The following is a 20,742-nucleotide window of genomic DNA, read 5'->3' on the forward strand; positions in this document are numbered from 1 at the left end:
AAATTTAAAATTTTCAATTGTAAAGACCGAAAAAATTGTCGAGAAAAATGGATCACATGATCACATCGACCTCTAACCCAGTTGCAGCAACGAATACAACTGATCAATGGTTGATCACTTCTTTGATCACTTGATCACTTGTAATGATCACCCCAGGATCACCCCCCGGATCACCTCGCTTCATAATCGTGAATGCCTTGCCTGTAAAGCCTTACAAGCTTAAATTACAACTTGGTATAAAAAAAATAGGATCACCCCCTGGATCACCTCTAAGACTCTTGCCTAGTAAGGTATTCAGCCAAAGGTGATCCTCAAAGTGGCTCGGCAATTCAAAATTCTCTGCATTGAATTTTTTTTTGAGGTTTTAGGCAGTTCAAGGATCACCTTTGGCTGTATTGCTTGCTGTGTCTAGGTTTGTGGGGTGATCTAGGGGGTGATCCTCTCTTTTTTATACCAGCTTTTAATTTGGGCTGTAAGTCATTACCATCAAGGCTTACAGAATGTGAAGCGGGGTGATCCGGGGGGTGATCCTTGGGTGATCCTCATCAATGACAAGGATCACCCCTAAGAATGGATGTTTAATTAATTACATAGGCTCTAGCTCCCGGTCATCAACCCATTCCCGCTCGTTATCGTCTACCTCAAACCAAGGGTGGTCTTCTGGCAAGGAAACCATGTACTGCCAGTCCATGCCAGTCCATGAAAGACCAAGCACTGTCACCGGGTACAAAATCTCACCGTGCTTCACTTTTGTCTTGTGCAGCACGGTTTGACCAATGTAATATTCGGGCTTGCTGAATTCTTTACTCACTCGCAAACGCCAAAACTTTGACGCTTGACGAAAATTGCCCAAAGTGGGCCCGTCAGCAGCTAACATACTATTGCCTCCTTAGTGGCTTGAACAACTTGTAAGGGGGAAGTCGTGCCAGGGGGAGAGGTGTCAACTCTCTCTCTGGGGCGCATTCAAGCGCTGACTTCATTTATCCATCTGCTGTGGGTAGGAGAATTAGAGGAGCGTGCGACGCTACGGCTTATCGCTATAACCCTGAATAATTCCTGTTTTCATCTGTCTGCATTAAGAATACAATAACTGAATACAGACTGTCAAGAAAACTGTAGACAATATTTGAATACATACTGTCAAGAAAACTGTAGACAATAACTGAGAAATAATCTAATATTGCAGACAGTTGTAGACAAGGACAGAAGGCTATGGTTAGCAAGCAGTTTTCGTTTCGCTTGCCTGATAAGGTTGTGCAAGCGCTATATACATTGCAATTAGAAGGTGAGAGCTTAAACCAGACGGCTCAAAGAATACTTACACAATCTGTAGAGTTGTCTACAGGCACCATGTCTTCAATGTCAACAGGTGTAGACAATCTAGAATCTTTGATAGACAAACGTATAGAAGAGAGTCTAGCAGAAGTGCGATCGCAACTGGAGGCACAGCTAGAGGAACTGCGGGGAAAATTGAGGGCCCGGTAGTAGAGGAGAATAGCACTACCGGGCAAAGAAGCAATGAAGATTCAAGTCTAGCTGATAGCAAAGCCTTCAGCGATCTAGAAGCCCAAATTATGAGCCTAGACTCTAGACTTCAGTCCTGCCACCAAAGGAGACACGAACTAGAGGAGTATATGGAGCAGGCATTGGAGGAACTAGAGAAAGAATTGGCTGAAGCTAACCAAACCAACGCTGCTTTACTGGAGAGCTTTAAAAGTAAAGAAGAATACATTCAAGAACTGGAGAAGAAGAACTGGCAACTCAGGCAAGGGCTACAGACAGCAGATACATCTGTGCAACCAGACTATGAGGCAACCCGCGATCGCACTTTGAATAAGCTTAAAGTGGGCAAGCAATCAACGGCAGGAAAGGCGATTGACGCTTTTATCAAGGAACTAAAGCACGGTTTATAGTCAATTTATGCACGGTTTCAACTCGGTTTCAACCCGTCTACAGTTCGCCTACACCCCAACAACAGACGGTGACAAGTGCGCTTTGTGTGCCACGATCGACGCTGATAAAGACGGTTGCAGTGCCACGATCAACGGTGACAAGTGCGGTTGCAGTGCGGCTTGAGTGTGCCTACAGTGTCTACAGGTGTAGGCGGAACTGTAGGCGGCTAAAACTCGCTCTGGATGCCGTTTTTAGCAACTGTAGACATTTTTTTAACTGGCTATGTTTTAACAAAAATTCCCAAAAAATAGGCTTTTTTATTTAATATATTGCCCAAAAATGTATCACCACTAGTTTAACAGTTTCAAAAGCTAAACAGATAGAGATGCACCTCTGCTAATAACCCACACTTTGCAGTAAGTTAAGTAGACAGCACCTCACTAATTTGATGCCGTGCCAGAGCTTGCCTGAGATATTCAACCTCAGCCCTTAGTCGTGCATTCTCCTGTATCAACGTATCCATATCATCTTTTTTATCCACTGCCTGCTTAATTACCTTCTTCCGGTTCTCCAAGCTGAACCACTTCTGATAAATCTCAGTGTGAATCTCTACAGAATGCCCCAAATTATCAGCAGCAGCTTTAATTGGAATGCCCATCATGTGCGCTCGAATCGCCCAAGCGTGGCGTAAGTCATAGGGTGTAAACGGAATATTTACGCGCCTAAACCATGATGAACAATTAACCCGAATAGTGTTGATATCTGTAAAACTAGTCCTGCCATCAGTTTGAGCCTTTAACAGTTCCAAATACTCTACGTTTTTTAAATCAAACAAGTAAACCCATTCAGGATGTAGCGGTAAAGTTTCTCTGTAACCTGTCTTAGTGTCTGGGTGAACTTTCCATGTATTATCTTTATTTTCAGGACTCAACCACCAATCAATTTCAGGATTTACAAACAACTCTCTTGGGCGTAGTCCATAAGTGGCAAGCATTCCATACACCCATTCCCACATTTTCCAACTATCTAAACAACTCTTCTTGATTGTTAAGCTTCTAGTCAAAGAGTAATGATGAAAAGATTCCTGATATTTGATGATATCCTGATCGCTGGGGATATCCCTAGCCTGACTTTTGGGTTGTGTGGCTTTGAAATGTTCAAGAGTAAAGCTAGTTAAATTAAGAGTTGATTTTAAAACTTTCAACGATTTGACAGCGCTGTATCTAGCAAAATCTTTAGTCAACTCTGCAAATTTTTTGTCAATCTCCGATTGAGTTAATAAAGTATCTACCCCAATCAACCGCCGTAAATAATCCTTGTAATAGAAAAAGGTGTGTTTACTTTTTTCTGTTAATTTGTGTGTTTTGAAATACTCAGTTTCAAATTCTTCTAAAACCTCACCAAGGGTTTGATATTTGTTGCTGACCCTAGCTGCTTTGCCCAGATATTTATCAGTCCATTCAAACTGTTTACGGGCCATCAGCTTGCCTAGCTCGTTTGCCTCTTCCTCTGCTGTTTTCAATCCGTCCAAACTTGCAGGGATATTTAGCGAAATTTTGTACTGCTTAAAACCAAGTCCTTTTATGTCGCGATCGCCCGGTTTGATTGGTAGGGATGCTTGCAGCTGAATAGTTTCCCGTGCCACGACCAAGCCCACTTTCACCTTAGCGGCTTTCAGCCGAGCTTTAGTGTCTGCCAAGCCCTTCTCAAATTTGCGTTCCAGATGCTGCCGAGTAGCTTTCATTTGTTTCTGCGTTCCTAAATAGCTGCCATCGGTAGATGCTGGCGGAGTGAAATCCTCAAAAACGTCCTGTGCCTTGCTTTTCATTGTGTCTTAAATGTGTCTTAAAATTTAGTCCATTTAGAACAATGTTTAAATTAAGCAAAGTTAGACGTGGACTAAATCTTGGTATCACATAGCATTAAATCATATTTCGTACAGGGTATACCATAAGCTTCTTCCATGTGACGGCTGATGTAGTTCATCGACCGATAACAGTGGATGAGGTTCATCTTCACATTGGGGGTCATCAACATTTCGTTGATGGTGCCATCACCTGACCACTGAGCGACTACGCGCAAGCCGATTTCTTCTAACAGGATGCGGCTAGCCCAAGCATCTCCACCGATGTTGTAGTCACCAATGATAGCTACATCATAAGGAGTACCTTCAAACTGAAGTGTACCGTCTTTTTTCGCTTTGTCTGCTCTAGTGAATACCCAGTCACGAACCATGTCGTTAGCAATGTGGTGTCCCAAAGATTGGGAAACACCCCGGAAGCCTTCACAACGCACAGGTACAACTGGCTTGCCGATTTCTTTCGATGTCTTCCGAGCAACTGCTTCGATGTCATCCCCAATTAGACCGATGGGACATTCAGATTGAATGGAAACACCACGGTTAAGGGGGAAAAGTACATCTAGTTCTTCGATTAGCTTGACAAGTTTCTTGTCACCACCGAAAACGATATCTCTTTCTTGGAAGTCAGAAGTGAAGTGCATGGTACCAAAGGTATCAATACCTGTGGTGCCGATGTAGTAGTTACGACGACCAGACCAAGACCAGTAACCGCAACCTACAGGCCCGTGGCTGATGTGGATCATGTCCTTAATAGGGCCCCAAACCACACCTTTAGAACCAGCGTAAGCACAACCACGAGCGGTCATTACCCCAGGAAGGGATTTGATGTTAGACTTAACGCCGCAATCGGACTTACCTTCTTCGTATACACTTAAATGCTTTTCCCGTTTTTTCTTAGCTTTATCGGGGTAAGCGTCTAGAACTTCTTTAATTAGTTCTTTTCTTTCTTCGATGATGTTTTGATTTTCTGGAGGTGTCATATTTAGCCTCTGTGACTCGTAAGGATCGGGGCATAGGGGGACTAGGAGTCCCCTCTAAGGTTAAGGGGGAGATTAGAGGGAAAGGTAAAAGGTCAAAGGTCAAATGTGAGATTCTTCCTTTTTCCTTTTTCCTTGTGCTAAAGCCTTATTTATTAGCAGCGACTTATGATACAGGAGCTTCAGCAGCAGTCTTACCAACCAACTTGGCAGCATTTTCGTCGCTTTCGAGAATACCGAATTCAATCAACAATTCTTCTAGTTCTTCCATTTCGATGGGTGTAGGAATAGCCAGATTCTTGTTGTCGATAATTTTTTGAGCCAAAATCCGATATTCGTTAGCTTGGTTGCTTTCAGGTGCGTACTCGTTAACAGTCATCCGGCGTAATTCTGCGTGTTGAACAATGTTGTCGCGGGGTACGTAGTGAATCATTTGGGTGTTCAACCGTTTTGCCAAGGTTTCGATTAATTCGATTTCTCGGTCTGTGTTACGGCTGTTACAAATCAAACCACCCAAGCGCACGCCACCAGTGTGAGCATACTTGAGTACACCACGAGCAATGTTGTTAGCAGCGTACATCGCCATCATTTCACCTGATGTAACGATGTAGATTTCTTGTGCCTTACCTTCGCGGATAGGCATAGCGAAACCACCACATACAACGTCACCTAATACGTCGTAAGATACGAAGTCTAGGTCTTGGTAAGCACCATTTTCTTCTAAGAAGTTGATGGCGGTGATGATACCACGACCAGCGCAACCTACACCGGGTTCTGGACCACCAGATTCTACGCAACGAACGTTACGGAAACCGGTCAGCATTACTTCTTCGATTTCGATATCTTCTACTGCACCACGTTCTGCGGCGAGGTGAAGAACGGTTGTTTGAGCTTTGCTGTGCAGCATCAAACGGGTGGAGTCAGCTTTAGGGTCGCAACCGACGATGAGGATGCGTTGACCCATTTCTGCCATAGCTGCTAAGGTGTTTTGGGAAGTGGTAGATTTACCGATACCGCCCTTTCCGTAGAAAGCTATCTGTCTTATATTTTCTTCTGTCATTGTTCGTGTTTCCCTGCAATTGGTTGGTTGGTGGGTCTGTGCGTTTGTCAGTTGCGTTCACGCCAGTTGAGCGACAGTAGTGAGCGCGTGTAGAGCATCGTTGGTACCATTGGCATAAATGCCTGCTGGGGGCGATCGCTCCACAGCCAAAATTATTGACAGTAAGTACATGGATCTTCCTTCGTTAAAATTTTTTTATTTTGATTTTTCGTCCTTTGTTCTTTGTCAAAACAAATGACAAAGAACAAAGAAAATTACGCAATTTACAAATACGTCATAATGTGTTTCAGCTTGCAAGATTCAATAGGACTTGTTGTTATTTGTCAACAATCAATGCATAGTCCTATTACTTGTTCAAAATAGCGCCCTTCATATTTGTGACGCGATCTAGTGCAGCTTTGGTGTCTTCTGCTGACACTCCACGCACAGCCATTGCTTCACCGAGATGCTTGGCGATCGCATCGAAGTGTGGTTGCTGTAGATTCAATCCTGCGTGGGTTTTGTCCATTGGACGACCGCCGTATTGCTTTGGCCCCTCAAATATTTGAGCTAAGAAAGCAACTAAATGATTGCGTTGCTTCGCCATGTCTGTACCAGCAAAAATGGGAGCGAGGAGGCTGTCTGTAGCAATGCGTTTGTGGAGTTCATCTACTACTTGTTCAATAGCTGGTTGTCCACCAATGTTGTCGTACAATGTGCTCATATCCTGTTCCTTTGAAGCGAGTTGGATGATGAAATTTGCAAGTAGGCGCTTAATGTATGAAGCCTATATGCTGTTAGCCGTGATAGCTAATTTAGCTATTGGTTGTCGGTAGGATTGAAGCATTGATGTGGAGACAATTATATGGTTCAAATCCTACTTTCTGTTCCTGGCTGAATGCATATTAGAGCGTATTTGTAGATTACGTTAAGTCCTACAGCAATTCCTAAACTGCTTCGACTACAAGGCTCTTGCTGACACGATCTTGTAATCTGGCTTCGATCGCAATTTTGAGAGTTGCTGTACTACTAGAACAGGAACCGCAAGCACCTTGCAGTACAACTTTAACGCGATCGCCTTCTACATCATAGAGTTCTACATCTCCCCCGTCTGCAATCAGTACGGGTCTGACTTCTTCATCAAGAACCTTTTGAATTAGAGCAATCTTTTGCACGTTTGTTAGCGATCGCTCTTTGGACGTAACAATTTCTGTGGCAACTTGTACGCCGTAATTGTTGAGAGCAGGTGAGGCGTATTCCTGTTGAACTGATCTAATAATATCATCAATGTTCGCCAGACAGGAACCGCATCCGCCACCAGCTTTTACATAATTTGTTACTTGTTCGGCATCCGTGAGATGATTTTCTAGAATCACGCGACGAATCTTAGACTCGCTGATGCCAAAGCAACTGCAAACTAATGCACCTTCATCGTCATCATCGTGGGTAGCTAGAGGTATGCCACGATAATTATAGATAGCAGCTTCTAGCGCTTCTTGTCCCATGACAGAGCAATGCATCTTTGCTTCTGGTAAACCACCAAGGTAATCTGCAATGTCTTTATTGGACACTTTCAGAGCTTCGTCTAAGGTTAAACCTTTAACCATTTCGGTTAATGCACTAGAAGATGCGATCGCACTAGTACAACCAAAGGTTTGAAAGCGAGCATCTAGAATCTTATCAGATTCTACTTCCACTTTCAGGTGCAATCTCAGAGCATCACCGCAAGCAATGCTGCCGATTTCACCCGTTGCAACCTTAACTCCAGCTTCGCCCGTTTCTTCAATTTCTCCCTGATTTTTGGGATCGTAAAACAGTTCTAATACTTTATCGGTGTAGTCCCACATAATGAATTTTAGATTTTAGATTTTGGATTTTAGATTGGGGGATTGGGTACTGGGTACTGGGGATTGGGAAAATTCTTCCCTAGTCACGAGTCCCTAATCCCCAGTCCCTATTCCCTAATTAACGATGCGCTAGTGCTTGTTCTTGTCCTTGCAACCAACCTGCATCATCATTTTTGAAGGGTGAGAGGGCGCGTAAACGTTCTACAATACTGGGCATTACCTCTATTACTCGATCGATTTCGGCTTCTGTGGTGTAGCGACAAAGACTGAAGCGAATTGAACCGTGCAAAGTTGTGTAGGGTAAGCCCATTGCCCGTAGGACGTGAGAGGGTTCTAGAGAACCGGAGGTACAAGCAGAACCGGATGATGCACAGATACCGTATTTATTCAATAACAGTAAAATTGCTTCACCTTCGATGTACTTGAAGCCGATATTGGTTGTGTTTGGCAATCTCTGCGTAACGTCACCGTTAACGACACAATCGGGAATTTTAGCTAGTAAAGTTTGTTCAAGGCGATCGCGCAGCTTTCTTTCTCTTGCGATCGCTTCTTCTAAGTGTAACAGTTCTAGTTCCGCAGCTTTGCCCAAGGCAATAATTCCTGGAACATTCTCTGTTCCCGCCCTACGTCCCCGTTCTTGGTGTCCCCCAATCATGAAGGGACGGAATCTAACTCCACGCCGGATATATAAAGCACCAATTCCTTTGGGCCCGTGCAACTTGTGACCAGACAGCGTTAACATATCCACCGTGCTAGTCTTCATATTCAACGGGATTTTTCCCACTGCTTGCACCGCATCTACATGGAAGATAGCACCATATTCTTTGACGCGCAACCCAATTTGCTCAATCGGGAAAACCGTGCCGGTTTCGTTATTAGCATACATAATTGTCACCAGGGCGGTGTTACCCGTCAAGGAAGCTTCTAGTTCATCTAGATCCAGCTGCCCTTGATGATTTACTGATAGATAGGTAACACTATAACCTTGGGTTTCTAATTGTTTGCAGACATTGAGTACTGCTGGATGTTCAACTTGAGTAGTGACAATATGTCGCTTTTCTGGTTGCGCTAACAGTGCGGCTCGAATCGCCGCGTTATCTCCCTCAGTACCGCAACTTGTGTAGACAATTTCAGACTCATCGGCTCCCAGGATGGCTGCAAGTTGTTCTCTTGCTGTTCTCACTGCTTTACCGACTTGCCCACCAAAAGTATGCATACTGGAAGGGTTGCCGTAATAATCCGTCAGGTAAGGTAGCATTACCTCTATTACTTCTGGGTCTACCTTAGTGGTGGCATTATTATCGAGATAGATGCAGTTATTTTGCATTGTTGTCTTCAATTAAGAATTAGGAATTATTTAATTAAGCTTCAGAACCCACTGATTGGGATTGACGCTTTTGCAACTGCTCAGAGTATTTCTGGGAATAACAATTAAACCAACGTTCCCAGTAATCTTGTTTATTTGTTAATTTAGCGACTACGCGGTTGTAATTAGCAAACCAGCCTTCCCAGTAATCGCTAGGCTGCTTAATGCAACCGTTGCAGGTGGGACAACCAGCTTTACACTGAGGTACGGTATGAATGCTACCAACGCAGTTTGTACAAAGTTCAGGGTCAATCCAGTGCTGTCCATCAACCACTTTTACTGCATTTGTAGGACATGCCGTTAGACAGAGATTGCAGGAAATACACTGGCTAGTAAGAATTTTGTAAGCCATGATTTATTCTCCTTTTGGGCGTGGGGAGTGGGGAGTGGTGGTGAGTGGGGAGTGGTGAATATTGAAATTCCCTACTCCCTACTCCCTATTCCCTAATCCTTAATTCCCTAATTCCTTAACGTATTGCTCGTAAAACTCTAAAGCAACCTTTTCAATCACGTCGTAAGCTTCAACAGTCTTTATTCCAGCTTCTTGCAATTTTTCTTGAGGACAGTTACCAATCTTCGAGACTAGAACTGCTTTGCAATCTGCGATCGCTTTCATAATATGCTCAAAGGAAGCTTCTTCACCGTATCCACCTTGGCAGTATTGGTCAATTTTGCGATGGCTGACAAAGCGAACTTCGTTTCCACCCACTTCGTAAATTTGGAATTCTTTCGCATGACCGAAGTGTTGATTAACCAATCCGCCACCTTTGGTTGCTACTGCAACGAGGATTTTCGGACTGTTGGCAACTTTCTTACCTGCTAACGCCTTATCTTTGGCTACTTTAAGTTCTTCTTTAAACTTCTCAATCCCTTCGTGAACGGTAGCGCGTTGCTCCATGTCATATTCTGGAGTCATTTCCAAGAATTTCTCTTTGGAAAATTCCTGGCTGCGGTCTTCTCCCAATAATCCTACTGCATCGGCGCGGCACTGGCGACAGTGACGCATCATTTTCATGTTACCAGAGCAATTGTCTTGAACTTCTTTGAGTTCTTTGGGTGTGGGGCCGCGTTGACCGGTTAAACCGAAGTGTGTACCATGTTCTGGTGCAGAAATCAATGGCATGATGTTGTGCAAGAATGCACCTTTCTCACGAATGACCCGATTCACTTCGACTAAGTGATGGTCATTAATTCCGGGAATCATCACTGAGTTGACTTTGCACAAGATATCAGCATCTTTGAGGGCTTGCAATCCTTCCATCTGTCTTTCATGGAGGATTTTCGCACCTTCAAGACCTCTGTAACGCTTGCGTCTGTAGTGAACCCAAGGATAAATCTTAGCACCGATCTCTGGATCTACCATGTTAATGGTGATCGTAACGTGATCTATATTTAATTGTTTAATGCGATCAATGTAGTCAGGCAGCATTAAACCATTGGTTGATAAGCAAAGCTTAATGTCTGGTGCTTGTTCTGCAATCAACTCAAATGTGCGGAAAGTCTTTTCTGGGTTCGCCAGAGGGTCGCCAGGGCCGGCAATTCCCACAACTGTCATTTGGGGAATCTTGCCACCAATGACTAAAGCTTTGTGTGCTGCTTGTTCTGGTGTTAGTAATTCGCTAACTACTCCAGGACGGCTTTCGTTAGCGCAATCATATTTGCGGTTGCAATAGTTGCATTGAATGTTGCAAGCTGGTGCAACTGCAACGTGCATCCGGGCGTAGTGGTGATGAGCGTCTTCGCTGTAGCAGGGATGTTTAGCAATTCGTTCTTGGAGCTTTTCGTCCCTTTCCACGGTGGTGCTGGTGGTGCTGTCGCAGCCGCAACCACCGGATTTTGCTTGGGTTGTCGATTCCGTAGCGTTGGAGTTGAGGAGTCGTGTAGACGGTGATGTCATTGAGTTTCGCAAAAGGTCGGTGGACTTGGCTGCCACTGTGGGAGATGGTGTTGCCACTCTTTATGCCCAGGAATTGAAGTCGCGTCTTTCACACTGCCTGCAAACCCTTGGGTTCGGGTGACTTGTTTTTAAGTAAGGCAGGCAATAGATATCTGATGTTCGGCTGGTGTGTGTCAACGTTCGGTTCTTGGGTAGAATTTGTGCTTACAGCCGCGACTTCTTTTCACTTCAGGCATGGTGCTATGTCATCCCTCCACTCACTTTTCGCTTTGTTTTGTTTCAGAGCGTTAGGTGATTGGCGATATAAGATTTATAGCAGCCGTCTCCTAGCCAAACGGTGCGTCTCTCTAGGATAGAATTTATTGGATTTATTACGTTTGTACTCAAATACTAAAAACCTTAATTCTTCAAGCATTACAAGAATTAAAAAAGTTTTTTTCAGGTAGGGGTTCTAGTATTTTTTGGTTGGGGTTCTAGTGTTTATAGATAGGGGTTCAGGATTTATTTGTACTCAGCCACAACCCAATCCCAGCAAAGAATTTAATCTAATTGCAACTGGATTTTGGTTATTTAAATGTGTACTCACATTGCCCTCAATTTGCCTCAAAAGTTAGAAATGCCAAGGGTTTGAGGGTGAAAAACTGAAGCAATCTATCTTGTTTTACTCCATAAACGCATGAAATTGAATTCTGTATCTAACATATCATTTTTTTGAGGGTAAAAATGCACTTCATATTCTTTTAATTTTTCTTTGACAATGATATTCAATTATGCCTTTAAGCCTTGCCTGGTAAGCCATATAAACTAGTGGAAATAGATGTATTGCTGCACATAATTTTCAAAAAATTTAACTTTTAAGTTCTTTTTTTTCATTCCCACAATGAGGAGATGGGTAAGAAACTCTCAGATTTTGTGTTTAAGAGAAACAACAAACTATAATCTAACATGATTGAGCGATCGCAATGAATTTTCTGAATTGCTCATTACAAACCTTAGCAAAAAACCTAATCCCCTAACCCCCTTCCCGTGTCGGAAAGGGGGAAAATTTAAAGTTTATTTCTTGGATTTGGAGAGAGGTTTTACCGATAACCTGAATTGTCAGAGTGTCATTTAGCTACAATCAAACCAAGCGTGAAAAAATCTTAGTTATGATAGCCATCCCCCAACAGCCGCCAAAAATGACCGTTGAGGAATATCTCGAATGGGAACCTCAGCAAGACCTTCGCTATGAATATGCCAATGGCGAAGTATTTGCCATGACAGGCGGTACAATTCCTCATAACGACATTGCACTTAACTTGTACACTGCCTTACGCCCTCATTTACATTCCAGAGGTTATCGAGTGAATGTATTAGACGTGAAAATGCAACTCACTCCCCAGAGTCGCTACTATTATCCTGATGTTATTGTCAGTTGCGACCCTGAAGACCTCAATGCCCGTAAATTTATTCAACATCCCAAGCTAATTGCCGAGGTTCTTTCGCCAGGTACAAGCGCTAAAGATCGGGGTGAAAAATTTACTTATTACTTGAGAATCCCTAGTTTGCAAGAATATATCTTGATTGACTCGGAACAAATCTCCGTTGAGCGTTACTGTCGGGGTGAGGGTAGGATGTGGCTTTACTACCCATACACGGATGGAGATATCGTCACCTTATCGAGTATTGAATTTGAATGTCCAATTGAACTGCTGTACGAAGGTGTTGTATTTACCACTGAAGAATAAAGAGAATGTTCCGTGTTAACTTTTAAGCAACTGCATAACCAGTGTAAGGTCTTAACTCCGGTGGACGAAAGCCAAGGACGATATGTTCTTTAGGAATTCCAGCCCGTTCTAAATCGGCGGCAATGCCTTCTTCAGTGCCATCCCGTTGAATCCAAATTTTGCCATCAATTAGGTCAATATGAACCAGACAGCCATGAATGCGGCGATCGCCATCCCAACCTAGATCCATCCACAAATAGCGATCGCGGCTTCGATCAAACACCACTTCTGATTGAATGTTGGCATAAGAATAGGGTAGTGAGGCATATTCAGTGAGGATAGTTTCAATCACCTGGCGATAGTGGTCTAACTTGGTATAATCCATTGTTTAATAACCTCCTGTTTTGGATCAAAAGTAATCAGCTTTAAACGATGATTTCTCAGTAACAGTTTGCCAATAGGTTCTTCAAATAAATCATCAAAAATACTGTTAGGGACTGCAAGATATAGTATTCGTTCCGGCTCCAATTCAATCAAGATATCCTGATATAAAATATACTGACCTAACGCTTTTTCTAGATCATCAACATCCGATCTCCCGGTAAAACTTTTAATCTCAACTGCAATTTTGGATTCTGCTTTTTCAGCCGCCAACAACTGTTTAGCACCTAAATCAACATACAAATCTTTTTTACCAAACTTTAGAGTTAATGGGTCATGAGTAATTGTCCATTTGTCTTTAATCAAAGCATTTTTAACATTGTTGTGATAAAGGTCTCTAGCTGGCATACAGGTGTAGTTTTAGACTGATATTTCTATTTTAGGGAATCTCTGATTGTGCACCATCTTCGTTAAATACCATACGTAAGCGTAGCCCGTCGTAGACATCGTTACACTAGATTTATTAGGAAAAACAGGCTGTGTGATTCAGCAAAACAGAGTAGCAACCAGGAGGAATGCGATGAAAGCAGTGGTTATCCGTCGGTATGGCGGCGTTGAAGTGTTGCAGTATGAAGATGTGGAACAGCCGAAAATTGAGCCAACGCAGTTACTTGTAAAAGTTCGTGCTAGTAGCGTTAATCCCATTGATTGGAAAATTCGTCAGGGAATGTTGAGTCTGATTACTGGCATTAAATTTCCGAAGATTCTGGGGTTTGATGTGGCGGGAGAAGTTGTAGAGATTGGCTCTGGTGTCACGCGCTTTAAACCAGGAGATGCTATTTATGGCAGTACTAGCTTCCCTGGAGGAGGTTACGCAGAGTTTGCAGCCATCCCAGAAAACTTGGCGGTGCTTAAACCAACCAATTTAAACTATGAAGAAGCTGCTGCTGTGCCTTTAGCAGCACTCACGGCTCTACAAGCACTTCGAGATCAAGGAAATATTCAAACAGGACAAAATGTCTTAATTAATGGTGCTGCGGGCGGTGTAGGGATTTTTGCAGTGCAAATTGCTAAGGCTTTAGGCGCACAGGTGACGGGAGTTAGCAGTACCAAAAATTTGGATTTGGTGAAATCTTTGGGAGCAGACCGCGTAATTGATTATACGCAACAAGATTTTGCCAAAGATACAGCGCAGTATGACATTATCTTTGATGCAGTGGGTAAGCGATCGCTCTCACAAACCAAAAGAGTCCTTAAATCCAACGGAATTTATATCACCACATTACCCAGCCCCGAAGTCTTGTTAGAGAGTGTCTTAACAGCATTCCTCCCCGGTCAAAAAGCGAAATTTTTCTTTGAGAAACCTAACACTAAAGACTTGCTTTTTCTCAAAGAATTGATTGAAGCAGGTAAGATTCGTGTGGTGATTGATCGCACATATCCCTTGCAAGAACTAGCGGCGGCTCATAGTTATAGTGAAACTGGGCGTGTAGTGGGAAAAATTGCGATCGCGCAGTCCGTTTAGACATCGCGGTTTCTATTTGATTGCAGGACAATCAGCCAAAAGCAGCATAGGTGACTCAATTTTTGATTTTGGATAATAAAATTGTTCTCGCGTTTAAATTCGTTTGCTCTGGGACTTTTTTAAATTTTGGATTTTAGTCTATCAATCTAAAATCCAAAATTTAAAATCTAAAATTCGATGATTGGGGCTACTTAACTTCTATAAAAGATATTGAGTCATTTAAGTCAGCTCCAAGAGATTTATAATCCCCAGCACTAAACTCACGACATAAACCACCAGTTTCATTTTGGCAGACACGTACCACTTTACCAGACGGTACACTTAATGAGCTAATAGCGTCATTCCCTACAACATTTAAGTCCCCTTGGATCGCTTTGTATACTCCTGGACTTGTAGGAAATGACTGGGAAACTCCAGTCAAATTCAAATCTCTGTAGACCTTAACCTCTCCTCGCGGCATGTAGGAGAGCTTGTAGATAGTACCACTGTAGTCATCCGAAATTAACAAATTACCTTGCAGATCGACTGCCATATCCACCGGTCGACCCCAGACTTCTTCCGTTCTTGGAATTAGCCAACCGTTGACTAAATCTATCTCTTCCCCTAGAGTTTTTGTCGTACTGTTCCAGGGAAAGTAAGCTATTTTATAGCCCGTTTTCTTTTGCCGATTCCATGAACCATGCAGTCCCGCCACTACCCCACTTGAGTATAGGCTGGGAAAGTTGGTATTTTGTAAGAATGTTAGTCCCAAGGGAGCGGAATGGGCTTGAATACCCTTGCTAATTCTGTCCATTGCATTGCAATTAACACTCCCATTAGCATTGAACTGATAGTCGCGGTCAAACGGCATATTGTTGAGGCCGGTTGCCGTGTCAGGATTGGGGTTGCAGAATGGCCAACCGTAATTACCGCCATCTCGGACTTTCGTGAACTCCTCTGGTGGATGGTTGTCTACGTAAGAGCGGATAACCTTACCGTAATTGCCGGTACTATCGTTGAAGGGATAGCGGATCTCATCTCGATTATTAACGACTACCCAAAGGTCATTTGTGCCAGGTAAAAATGCTAATCCTTCGGCATTACGTAAACCTTGGGCAAAAAGCCGTTGATTGGTTCCATTAGCGTTGTATTGGTAAATCGCACCACGCTTTGGGGTACTAACAGTATCTTCCTTGCAAGCATTGCACGTAGAGGCGATCGACACATAAAGTTTGTGATTAGCATCAAGTGCAATATTTTTTAGCTCGTGACCATAAGAGCCTCTGAGTTCTGAGGTGCTGCTGTCTGGTAAGCCAGTTATAACGATTTGGCGATTTTTGGCGATTCTATCTCCAGAGTTGTAGATGAAGCGGTTAATTTGATGAGTCTCAGAGATATAAACGTAGGTGATGTTATCAATCTTATGAAACACAATGTCGTGTGGCCTGCGTAGACCCGTCACGAAGTCAGAAATAATTGGGTCTTTGCTGCCATTTTCTCGGACAATTAACACTTTACCCGTACTCGGCTGTGATACTAGAAGATCCCCATTAGGAGCAACTGCCATAAAGCGAGCTGCCTTGATTCGAGCATAAACAGAGACAGAGAAATTGGGCGGTACTTTCAAGTAACGATTAGTATTAAAGGGTGCAAAGGTCATTGTACTAGGCACTTTCACCTTAGTATCAACAGACGCAGGAGGCGGATTGCTTAACGCTGCGGTGGTAAGAACCTCTAAGGACATCAGACTCAGTAGCGATGTAGCTAGTATGCCTCCAAATATCTGTGTTAGTTTTAAAGCAAATGCAACCATCTTGAACTTCCCTCTAGCTTTGTAGTAATTTCTATTACACGTAAACTCTTGGCTAGCCGATTTTACCCGGAGTTTGCACAAAGTTAACTCAGAGGTACTGGTTTTTGAAAATACTTAAAATATCTTTATGTACTCTTATTTTTTTTTAACTTATCAAAAAATGGGTGAACCGAAAGTTACCAAGAAAAGCAGAGCGATCGCTCTTTTAAACCAAAAAATTTCTCACACTTAACAAAATTGTCATCACGCTATCTTCGCCTAAAACTATTATACAAAGAGTTTTAACAGCATTACTTCCAGGTCACAAAGCCAAGTTTGTGTTTGAAAAAACCAAGTCTTCAGCGTTAGTTTTTTCAAAAGTTTTAGTCCACTGTGGAGTTGAGCTATTAGCCAAAGAACTTGTTCTCTGATGAGATGTGGGGTTAAATGCGATCGCGCAATAATTTCTGCAATAACCCTGAAATCTGTAAACATTATTCAAACTAGTGGATATACTCGTAATCAAACTCTCAACAGAAACGAGTATTATGCTGGACTGGTTAGCTTATTGGGGTGTAACTCAGGCCGCCGGGTTTATTTTTAAACCCATTCTGGAAGATTTAGCCAAAGATGCTGCTAAAGATTGGGCTAAAGATTTCTTAAAAGGTATCCCTGGCAAGATTTTCCAGAAACTTAAGAAAGAAGACATAGAAATTGCTGCTGGTAAAGCGTTAAAAGAATTTTTGCAACTCATGCAGCAGCAGTTAAAGGTTCGTTGCAAACTTGCTGAAACTGAGATTAAAGAGTACACCAAAGATATCAAGAAGTTTATCAGCGATAAATCGGTTGCAGAAACTCTTGGTAAAGGTTTTGATATTAATTGTGAATCTTTAGACGCTAAAACCTTAGAAGATAGTTGGAACAGGCTGCAATTAAAACCTCTGCCATCTAAGTTTAACTGGCAATCACTTATAGAACAGTATTTTACAGAAGTCCAAGAACTTCTTTTAGATTCAAAAGAATTACACCATCTTCTAGAACTACAAAAGTTATCTGATATTGAAAGAAACACCCAAGAAATTGCTGGCGTTATTGTGGATTTTAATTTAGTTAAATATCAAGAAGGAATCCGCGAACGCTATGGTAATCTCAAGTTAGATAGCTTAGATACTAGCGGCTATGCCTATAACGAACTGAAATTATGGCGGATTTTTACTGCTCAAAATGTCCGGGAAACTCATCAAGTTTTACCACCAGTTCACGAACTGCCTAAAGAACATCTAAGACGGCTGCGAGAAAATGACCAAGTAGAAGTCGTTGAATTAGAAGAATTAGAACGCCACAAACGGGTTTATTTTGAACAGCCCATACGTTGTGTTTTAGATGTTGTCAATAAAAAGCAAGATTATAAAAGTATTGTGATTTTGGGCGATCCTGGTTCAGGTAAGTCTACATTGTTGCAATTTTTGGCTTTGAATTGGGCAGAGTCTCCACTGGATAATGTTATCTCATTACCAATTCCGTTGCTAATTGAATTACGCACTTATATGCGGCGACGAGAAGATAAAGAGTGCAATAATTTTCTAGAATTCTTTCATAAATGTAGTGGTGTAATTCATCATCTCAATCAGCTTGAACTAGATAAAAAATTAAAAGCTGGTAATGCCTTAGTGATGTTTGATGGTTTGGATGAGGTATTTGACGCTGGTAAGCGAGAGGATGTAATTACTGATATTCATTGCTTTACTAATGACTATCCTGATGTGCAGGTAATTGTCACTTCTCGGATTATTGGCTATAAACCGCAACGATTGCTTAATGCTGAGTTTAGCCACTTTATATTACAAGATTTAGACTTAGAACAAATTCAGGATTTTATCTACCGTTGGCATGAGTTAACTTTTACCGATGCTGTAGATAAAGTCAGAAAACGGGAACGGCTAAAAAGAGGAATTACAGCTTCCAAATCTATTGCAGAATTGGCGGGAAATCCTCTGCTGTTGACGATGATGGCGATTCTTAATCGGAATCAAGAGCTACCAAGAGATAGAGCTACACTTTACGATCAAGCATCGCGGGTACTGCTACATCAATGGGATGTGGAACGCGCTTTGACAGAAGATAAGAGGTTAGACCCCAAGACTGTTGATTATAAAGATAAACAAGCAATGCTGCGTCAGGTTGCTTATCTGATGCAAACTGGTGAGAAAGGTTTGGCAGGGAATTTGATTAATGAAAATGATTTAGTCAAAGTTCTGACTGATTATCTCAAAACCATAGAATTTGATAAACCCAGAGAAGCGGCGCGGGTGATGATTAATCAACTGCGAACTCGCAACTTTATGTTATGTTTCATGGGTGCGGATTATTATGCTTTTGTGCATAGGACATTTTTAGAATATTTCTGTGCTTGGGAGTTTGTCTGGCAGTTTAAAGAAACGCAAACGCTGACTATTGAGCAACTTAAAAATGAAGTTTTTGGTAAACACTGGCAAGATGAAAGTTGGCATGAAGTCTTGCTGCTAATTGCGGGAATGATTGAGCCAAGGTTTGTTGGCGAGATTCTTGAGTATTTAATGGAGAAAGATGGCGAAGGGGAAAAGTATGTCAATCTTTTTTTAGCGGCTAAATGTCTTGCAGAGGTGAGAAATAAAACATCAATATTTCATATTTCTACTAAATTGAACAAATATCTCAAAGATTTAACTAAGTATGATCTAAATTACTTTTATCAAGAAATGATAGACAAAGAAGAGGCAAAGCTAGTTCGTGAAATTCGCACTAAAGCGGTTTCAGCAGTTGCTACTACTTGGCAAGATGAAGCTGATACCTTACGTTGGCTTCTACAACGTGCTTCCTCAGATGAATCTTGGTTTGTGCGACGTAGAGCAGTACAAGAGTTTGCACATGGTTGGAAAGATTACCCAGATACCTTATACTGGCTCAAACAATGTGCTACCTCGAATATGAATTGGAGCACGCGAGATACAGCAGTAGAAGAATTAGCCCAGGGATGGAAAGATGACCCTGATACTTTAATTATTCTCAAACAATGTGCTACTTCAGATAATGACGAACTTATACGACAAACAGCAGTAAAAGAATTAGCCCAGGGATGGAAAGATGACCCTGATACTTTAATTATTCTCAAACAATGTGCTACTTCGGATAATGATAAAAATGTACGACAAACAGCAGTAAAAGAATTAGTCCAAGGATGGAAAGATGACCCTGATACTTTAATTATTCTCAAACAATGTACTACTTCAGACAATGACAAAAATATACGACAAACAGCAGTAGAAGAATTAGCCCAAGGATGGAAAGATGACCCTGATACTTTAATTATTCTCAAACAACGTGCTACTTCGGATAATGATAAAAATGTACGACAAACAGCAGTACGGCAATTAGCTCAGGGGTGGAAAGATGACCCTGATATTTTAATTATCCTCAAGCAATGTGCTATTTCAGATGAGAATCCAGATGCGCGACGAACAGCAATGCGACAATTAGCTCAGGAGTGGAAAGATGACCCTGATACTTTAATTATCCTCAAACAATGCGCTACTTCAGATGAGAATCCAGATGCGCGACAAACAGCAGTACGACAATTAGCTCAGGGATGGAAAGATGATCCTGACACTTTACCTTGGCTTAAATCTCTTATTCAGTCAGATGAACATCCAAATGTGCGAGAAGCCGGAGTCGAAGAGTTAGCCAAATTTTGGAAAGATGACCCTGACACTTTACCTTGGCTCAAATCTCTTACTAACGCTGATAATTGGACTATGCGAGGAGCAGTAATGATACAGCTAGTCAAAATTTGGAAAGATGATTCAGATACCCTAAATATCGTTAAATCTTTTGCTCAGTCAGATGAGCATTGGGCTGTGAGAGGAGAAGCAATTGAACACTTAGTCGAGGGTTGGAAAGACAACCCAGAAATATTACCCATTCTAAAACTTTGCGCTCAGTCAGATAAAAATTGGGGAGTGCGACAACAAGCTGTACATCATATAGCAAAAGGTTGGAAAGATAATTTTGATGTCTTAGATTGGCTTAAAACCTACGTTCAAAATGATTCCGATTCAGTAGCAGAACAAGTAACAGTAGAGGAGCTAGCTAGAGATTGGAAAAACCATCCAAAAACTTTACCTTGGCTTAAATCGCTTGTGCTATCTGATGATGACTGGTTTGTGAGACAAGGATTGATGCCAGAATTAGCCAAAAGGTGGAAATATGAACCTGGTATGTTTGAATTTTTCCGCGATCTTGCTATTCAAGATAACTTTGAGCGAGAGGCAGACTGGCAAGGTAATCCTCGTCAGACTTCACTTGAAGTAATTATTGAACATTATACTAATCATCCCCAGACTTTACCACTGTTGCGCGATCGCGCCAAGAATGACCCAGATGAGCAAGTGCGGGAATTTGCTCAGAAGAAGTTAAAGCAGTGGGAAGGGTAAATGTAAGCTG

17 protein-coding genes and 1 pseudogene are annotated in these 20,742 nt (G+C 42.1%); 5 read left to right on the forward strand and 13 right to left on the reverse strand.

The genetic code is table 11. The annotated features are described in order from the left end of the window. Positions 1 to 586: 586 nt before the first annotated feature. Positions 587 to 877: a hypothetical protein gene (locus RMY00_RS29580; protein WP_322650944.1), complete on the reverse strand. Its 291-nt coding sequence runs from the start codon at positions 875 to 877 to the stop codon at positions 587 to 589. A 335-nt stretch (positions 878 to 1,212) separates the two neighbouring features. Here RMY00_RS29580 and RMY00_RS29585 point away from each other — a divergent pair, with 335 nt between their 5' ends. Beyond that, positions 1,213 to 1,485 carry a hypothetical protein gene (locus RMY00_RS29585; RefSeq protein WP_322650945.1) on the forward strand — a complete coding sequence of 91 codons (273 nt, stop codon included), beginning with the start codon at positions 1,213 to 1,215 and terminating at the stop codon, positions 1,483 to 1,485. An 89-nt stretch (positions 1,486 to 1,574) separates the two neighbouring features. Continuing rightward, on the forward strand, positions 1,575 to 1,913 hold the full coding sequence (locus RMY00_RS29590) for a hypothetical protein (RefSeq protein ID WP_322650946.1): 339 nt from the start codon (positions 1,575 to 1,577) through the stop codon (positions 1,911 to 1,913). Between the two features lie 401 nt (positions 1,914 to 2,314). Here the strand turns inward: RMY00_RS29590 and RMY00_RS29595 are convergent, their stop codons facing one another. From RMY00_RS29595 to nifB, 8 genes and pseudogenes are all read right to left on the reverse strand, one after another. Further along, entirely contained in the window at positions 2,315 to 3,721 is a 1,407-nt protein-coding gene (locus RMY00_RS29595; protein WP_322650947.1) for a site-specific integrase, read from the reverse strand. A gap of 98 nt (positions 3,722 to 3,819) precedes the next feature. Continuing rightward, positions 3,820 to 4,734, reverse strand: a pseudogene (locus RMY00_RS29600) (nitrogenase component 1); the annotation flags it as partial. A 163-nt stretch (positions 4,735 to 4,897) separates the two neighbouring features. Then, on the reverse strand, positions 4,898 to 5,791 hold the full coding sequence (gene nifH / locus RMY00_RS29605; protein WP_174710323.1) for a nitrogenase iron protein: 894 nt from the start codon (positions 5,789 to 5,791) through the stop codon (positions 4,898 to 4,900). Between the two features lie 346 nt (positions 5,792 to 6,137). Further along, the gene (locus RMY00_RS29610) at positions 6,138 to 6,494 is read right to left on the reverse strand and encodes a group 1 truncated hemoglobin (protein ID WP_322650948.1); all 357 of its coding nucleotides are present in this window, start codon (positions 6,492 to 6,494) and stop codon (positions 6,138 to 6,140) included. A gap of 223 nt (positions 6,495 to 6,717) precedes the next feature. Beyond that, positions 6,718 to 7,617 (reverse strand): Fe-S cluster assembly protein NifU, encoded by a 900-nt coding sequence (gene nifU / locus RMY00_RS29615; protein ID WP_196511238.1) that lies wholly within the window; start codon positions 7,615 to 7,617, stop codon positions 6,718 to 6,720. 118 nt (positions 7,618 to 7,735) lie between these two features. Further along, on the reverse strand, positions 7,736 to 8,944 hold the full coding sequence (gene nifS / locus RMY00_RS29620; RefSeq protein ID WP_322639550.1) for a cysteine desulfurase NifS: 1,209 nt from the start codon (positions 8,942 to 8,944) through the stop codon (positions 7,736 to 7,738). A 34-nt stretch (positions 8,945 to 8,978) separates the two neighbouring features. Next, positions 8,979 to 9,335, reverse strand: a complete 357-nt coding sequence (locus RMY00_RS29625) for a 4Fe-4S binding protein (protein WP_322650949.1) — start codon at positions 9,333 to 9,335, stop codon at positions 8,979 to 8,981. Positions 9,336 to 9,434: 99 nt separating this feature from the next. After that, the gene (nifB, locus tag RMY00_RS29630) at positions 9,435 to 10,880 is read right to left on the reverse strand and encodes a nitrogenase cofactor biosynthesis protein NifB (RefSeq protein ID WP_322650969.1); all 1,446 of its coding nucleotides are present in this window, start codon (positions 10,878 to 10,880) and stop codon (positions 9,435 to 9,437) included. Between the two features lie 1,148 nt (positions 10,881 to 12,028). Between nifB and RMY00_RS29635 the strand changes: the two genes are divergently transcribed. Further along, on the forward strand, positions 12,029 to 12,607 hold the full coding sequence (locus tag RMY00_RS29635) for a Uma2 family endonuclease (protein ID WP_322650950.1): 579 nt from the start codon (positions 12,029 to 12,031) through the stop codon (positions 12,605 to 12,607). Positions 12,608 to 12,629: 22 nt separating this feature from the next. On the opposite strand, the gene RMY00_RS29640 is transcribed toward RMY00_RS29635, so the two are convergent. Both RMY00_RS29640 and RMY00_RS29645 read right to left on the reverse strand, forming a co-directional pair. After that, on the reverse strand, positions 12,630 to 12,971 hold the full coding sequence (locus tag RMY00_RS29640) for a XisI protein (RefSeq protein ID WP_322650951.1): 342 nt from the start codon (positions 12,969 to 12,971) through the stop codon (positions 12,630 to 12,632). Continuing rightward, a complete protein-coding gene (locus tag RMY00_RS29645; RefSeq protein ID WP_322650952.1) occupies positions 12,953 to 13,375 on the reverse strand; it encodes a XisH family protein in 423 nt (140 codons plus the stop codon). Before RMY00_RS29645 ends, RMY00_RS29640 begins: the two co-directional genes overlap by 19 nt. A gap of 172 nt (positions 13,376 to 13,547) precedes the next feature. Here RMY00_RS29645 and RMY00_RS29650 point away from each other — a divergent pair, with 172 nt between their 5' ends. Then, positions 13,548 to 14,492, forward strand: a complete 945-nt coding sequence (locus tag RMY00_RS29650; RefSeq protein WP_322650953.1) for an NAD(P)-dependent alcohol dehydrogenase — start codon at positions 13,548 to 13,550, stop codon at positions 14,490 to 14,492. Positions 14,493 to 14,679: 187 nt separating this feature from the next. Here the strand turns inward: RMY00_RS29650 and RMY00_RS29655 are convergent, their stop codons facing one another. Both RMY00_RS29655 and RMY00_RS29660 read right to left on the reverse strand, forming a co-directional pair. Next, the gene (locus tag RMY00_RS29655; protein WP_322650954.1) at positions 14,680 to 16,284 is read right to left on the reverse strand and encodes a PQQ-dependent sugar dehydrogenase; all 1,605 of its coding nucleotides are present in this window, start codon (positions 16,282 to 16,284) and stop codon (positions 14,680 to 14,682) included. 267 nt (positions 16,285 to 16,551) lie between these two features. Next, on the reverse strand, positions 16,552 to 16,758 hold the full coding sequence (locus RMY00_RS29660; RefSeq protein ID WP_322650955.1) for a hypothetical protein: 207 nt from the start codon (positions 16,756 to 16,758) through the stop codon (positions 16,552 to 16,554). Positions 16,759 to 16,811: 53 nt separating this feature from the next. On the opposite strand from RMY00_RS29660, the gene RMY00_RS29665 reads away from it, so the two are divergent. Next, complete coding sequence (locus RMY00_RS29665) at positions 16,812 to 20,732, forward strand: HEAT repeat domain-containing protein (protein WP_322650956.1); 3,921 nt, start codon at positions 16,812 to 16,814, stop codon at positions 20,730 to 20,732. Positions 20,733 to 20,742 lie beyond the last annotated feature (10 nt).

The sequence above is a fragment of the Nostoc sp. ChiVER01 genome, assembly GCF_034531155.1.
Taxonomy (GTDB): Bacteria; Cyanobacteriota; Cyanobacteriia; order Cyanobacteriales; family Nostocaceae; genus Nostoc.

What these genes read in the sequence shown, in the direction of transcription:
- RMY00_RS29580 (WP_322650944.1), bottom strand. Translation starts at nt 877, where the DNA reads ATGTTAGCTGCTGACGGGCCCACTTTGGGCAATTTTCGTCAAGCGTCA.
- RMY00_RS29585 (WP_322650945.1), top strand. Translation starts at nt 1,213, where the DNA reads ATGGTTAGCAAGCAGTTTTCGTTTCGCTTGCCTGATAAGGTTGTGCAA.
- RMY00_RS29590 (WP_322650946.1), top strand. Translation starts at nt 1,575, where the DNA reads ATGAGCCTAGACTCTAGACTTCAGTCCTGCCACCAAAGGAGACACGAA.
- RMY00_RS29595 (WP_322650947.1), bottom strand. Translation starts at nt 3,721, where the DNA reads ATGAAAAGCAAGGCACAGGACGTTTTTGAGGATTTCACTCCGCCAGCA.
- nifH (WP_174710323.1), bottom strand. Translation starts at nt 5,791, where the DNA reads ATGACAGAAGAAAATATAAGACAGATAGCTTTCTACGGAAAGGGCGGT.
- RMY00_RS29610 (WP_322650948.1), bottom strand. Translation starts at nt 6,494, where the DNA reads ATGAGCACATTGTACGACAACATTGGTGGACAACCAGCTATTGAACAA.
- nifU (WP_196511238.1), bottom strand. Translation starts at nt 7,617, where the DNA reads ATGTGGGACTACACCGATAAAGTATTAGAACTGTTTTACGATCCCAAA.
- nifS (WP_322639550.1), bottom strand. Translation starts at nt 8,944, where the DNA reads ATGCAAAATAACTGCATCTATCTCGATAATAATGCCACCACTAAGGTA.
- RMY00_RS29625 (WP_322650949.1), bottom strand. Translation starts at nt 9,335, where the DNA reads ATGGCTTACAAAATTCTTACTAGCCAGTGTATTTCCTGCAATCTCTGT.
- nifB (WP_322650969.1), bottom strand. Translation starts at nt 10,880, where the DNA reads ATGACATCACCGTCTACACGACTCCTCAACTCCAACGCTACGGAATCG.
- RMY00_RS29635 (WP_322650950.1), top strand. Translation starts at nt 12,029, where the DNA reads ATGATAGCCATCCCCCAACAGCCGCCAAAAATGACCGTTGAGGAATAT.
- RMY00_RS29640 (WP_322650951.1), bottom strand. Translation starts at nt 12,971, where the DNA reads ATGGATTATACCAAGTTAGACCACTATCGCCAGGTGATTGAAACTATC.
- RMY00_RS29645 (WP_322650952.1), bottom strand. Translation starts at nt 13,375, where the DNA reads ATGCCAGCTAGAGACCTTTATCACAACAATGTTAAAAATGCTTTGATT.
- RMY00_RS29650 (WP_322650953.1), top strand. Translation starts at nt 13,548, where the DNA reads ATGAAAGCAGTGGTTATCCGTCGGTATGGCGGCGTTGAAGTGTTGCAG.
- RMY00_RS29655 (WP_322650954.1), bottom strand. Translation starts at nt 16,284, where the DNA reads ATGGTTGCATTTGCTTTAAAACTAACACAGATATTTGGAGGCATACTA.
- RMY00_RS29660 (WP_322650955.1), bottom strand. Translation starts at nt 16,758, where the DNA reads ATGTTTACAGATTTCAGGGTTATTGCAGAAATTATTGCGCGATCGCAT.
- RMY00_RS29665 (WP_322650956.1), top strand. Translation starts at nt 16,812, where the DNA reads ATGCTGGACTGGTTAGCTTATTGGGGTGTAACTCAGGCCGCCGGGTTT.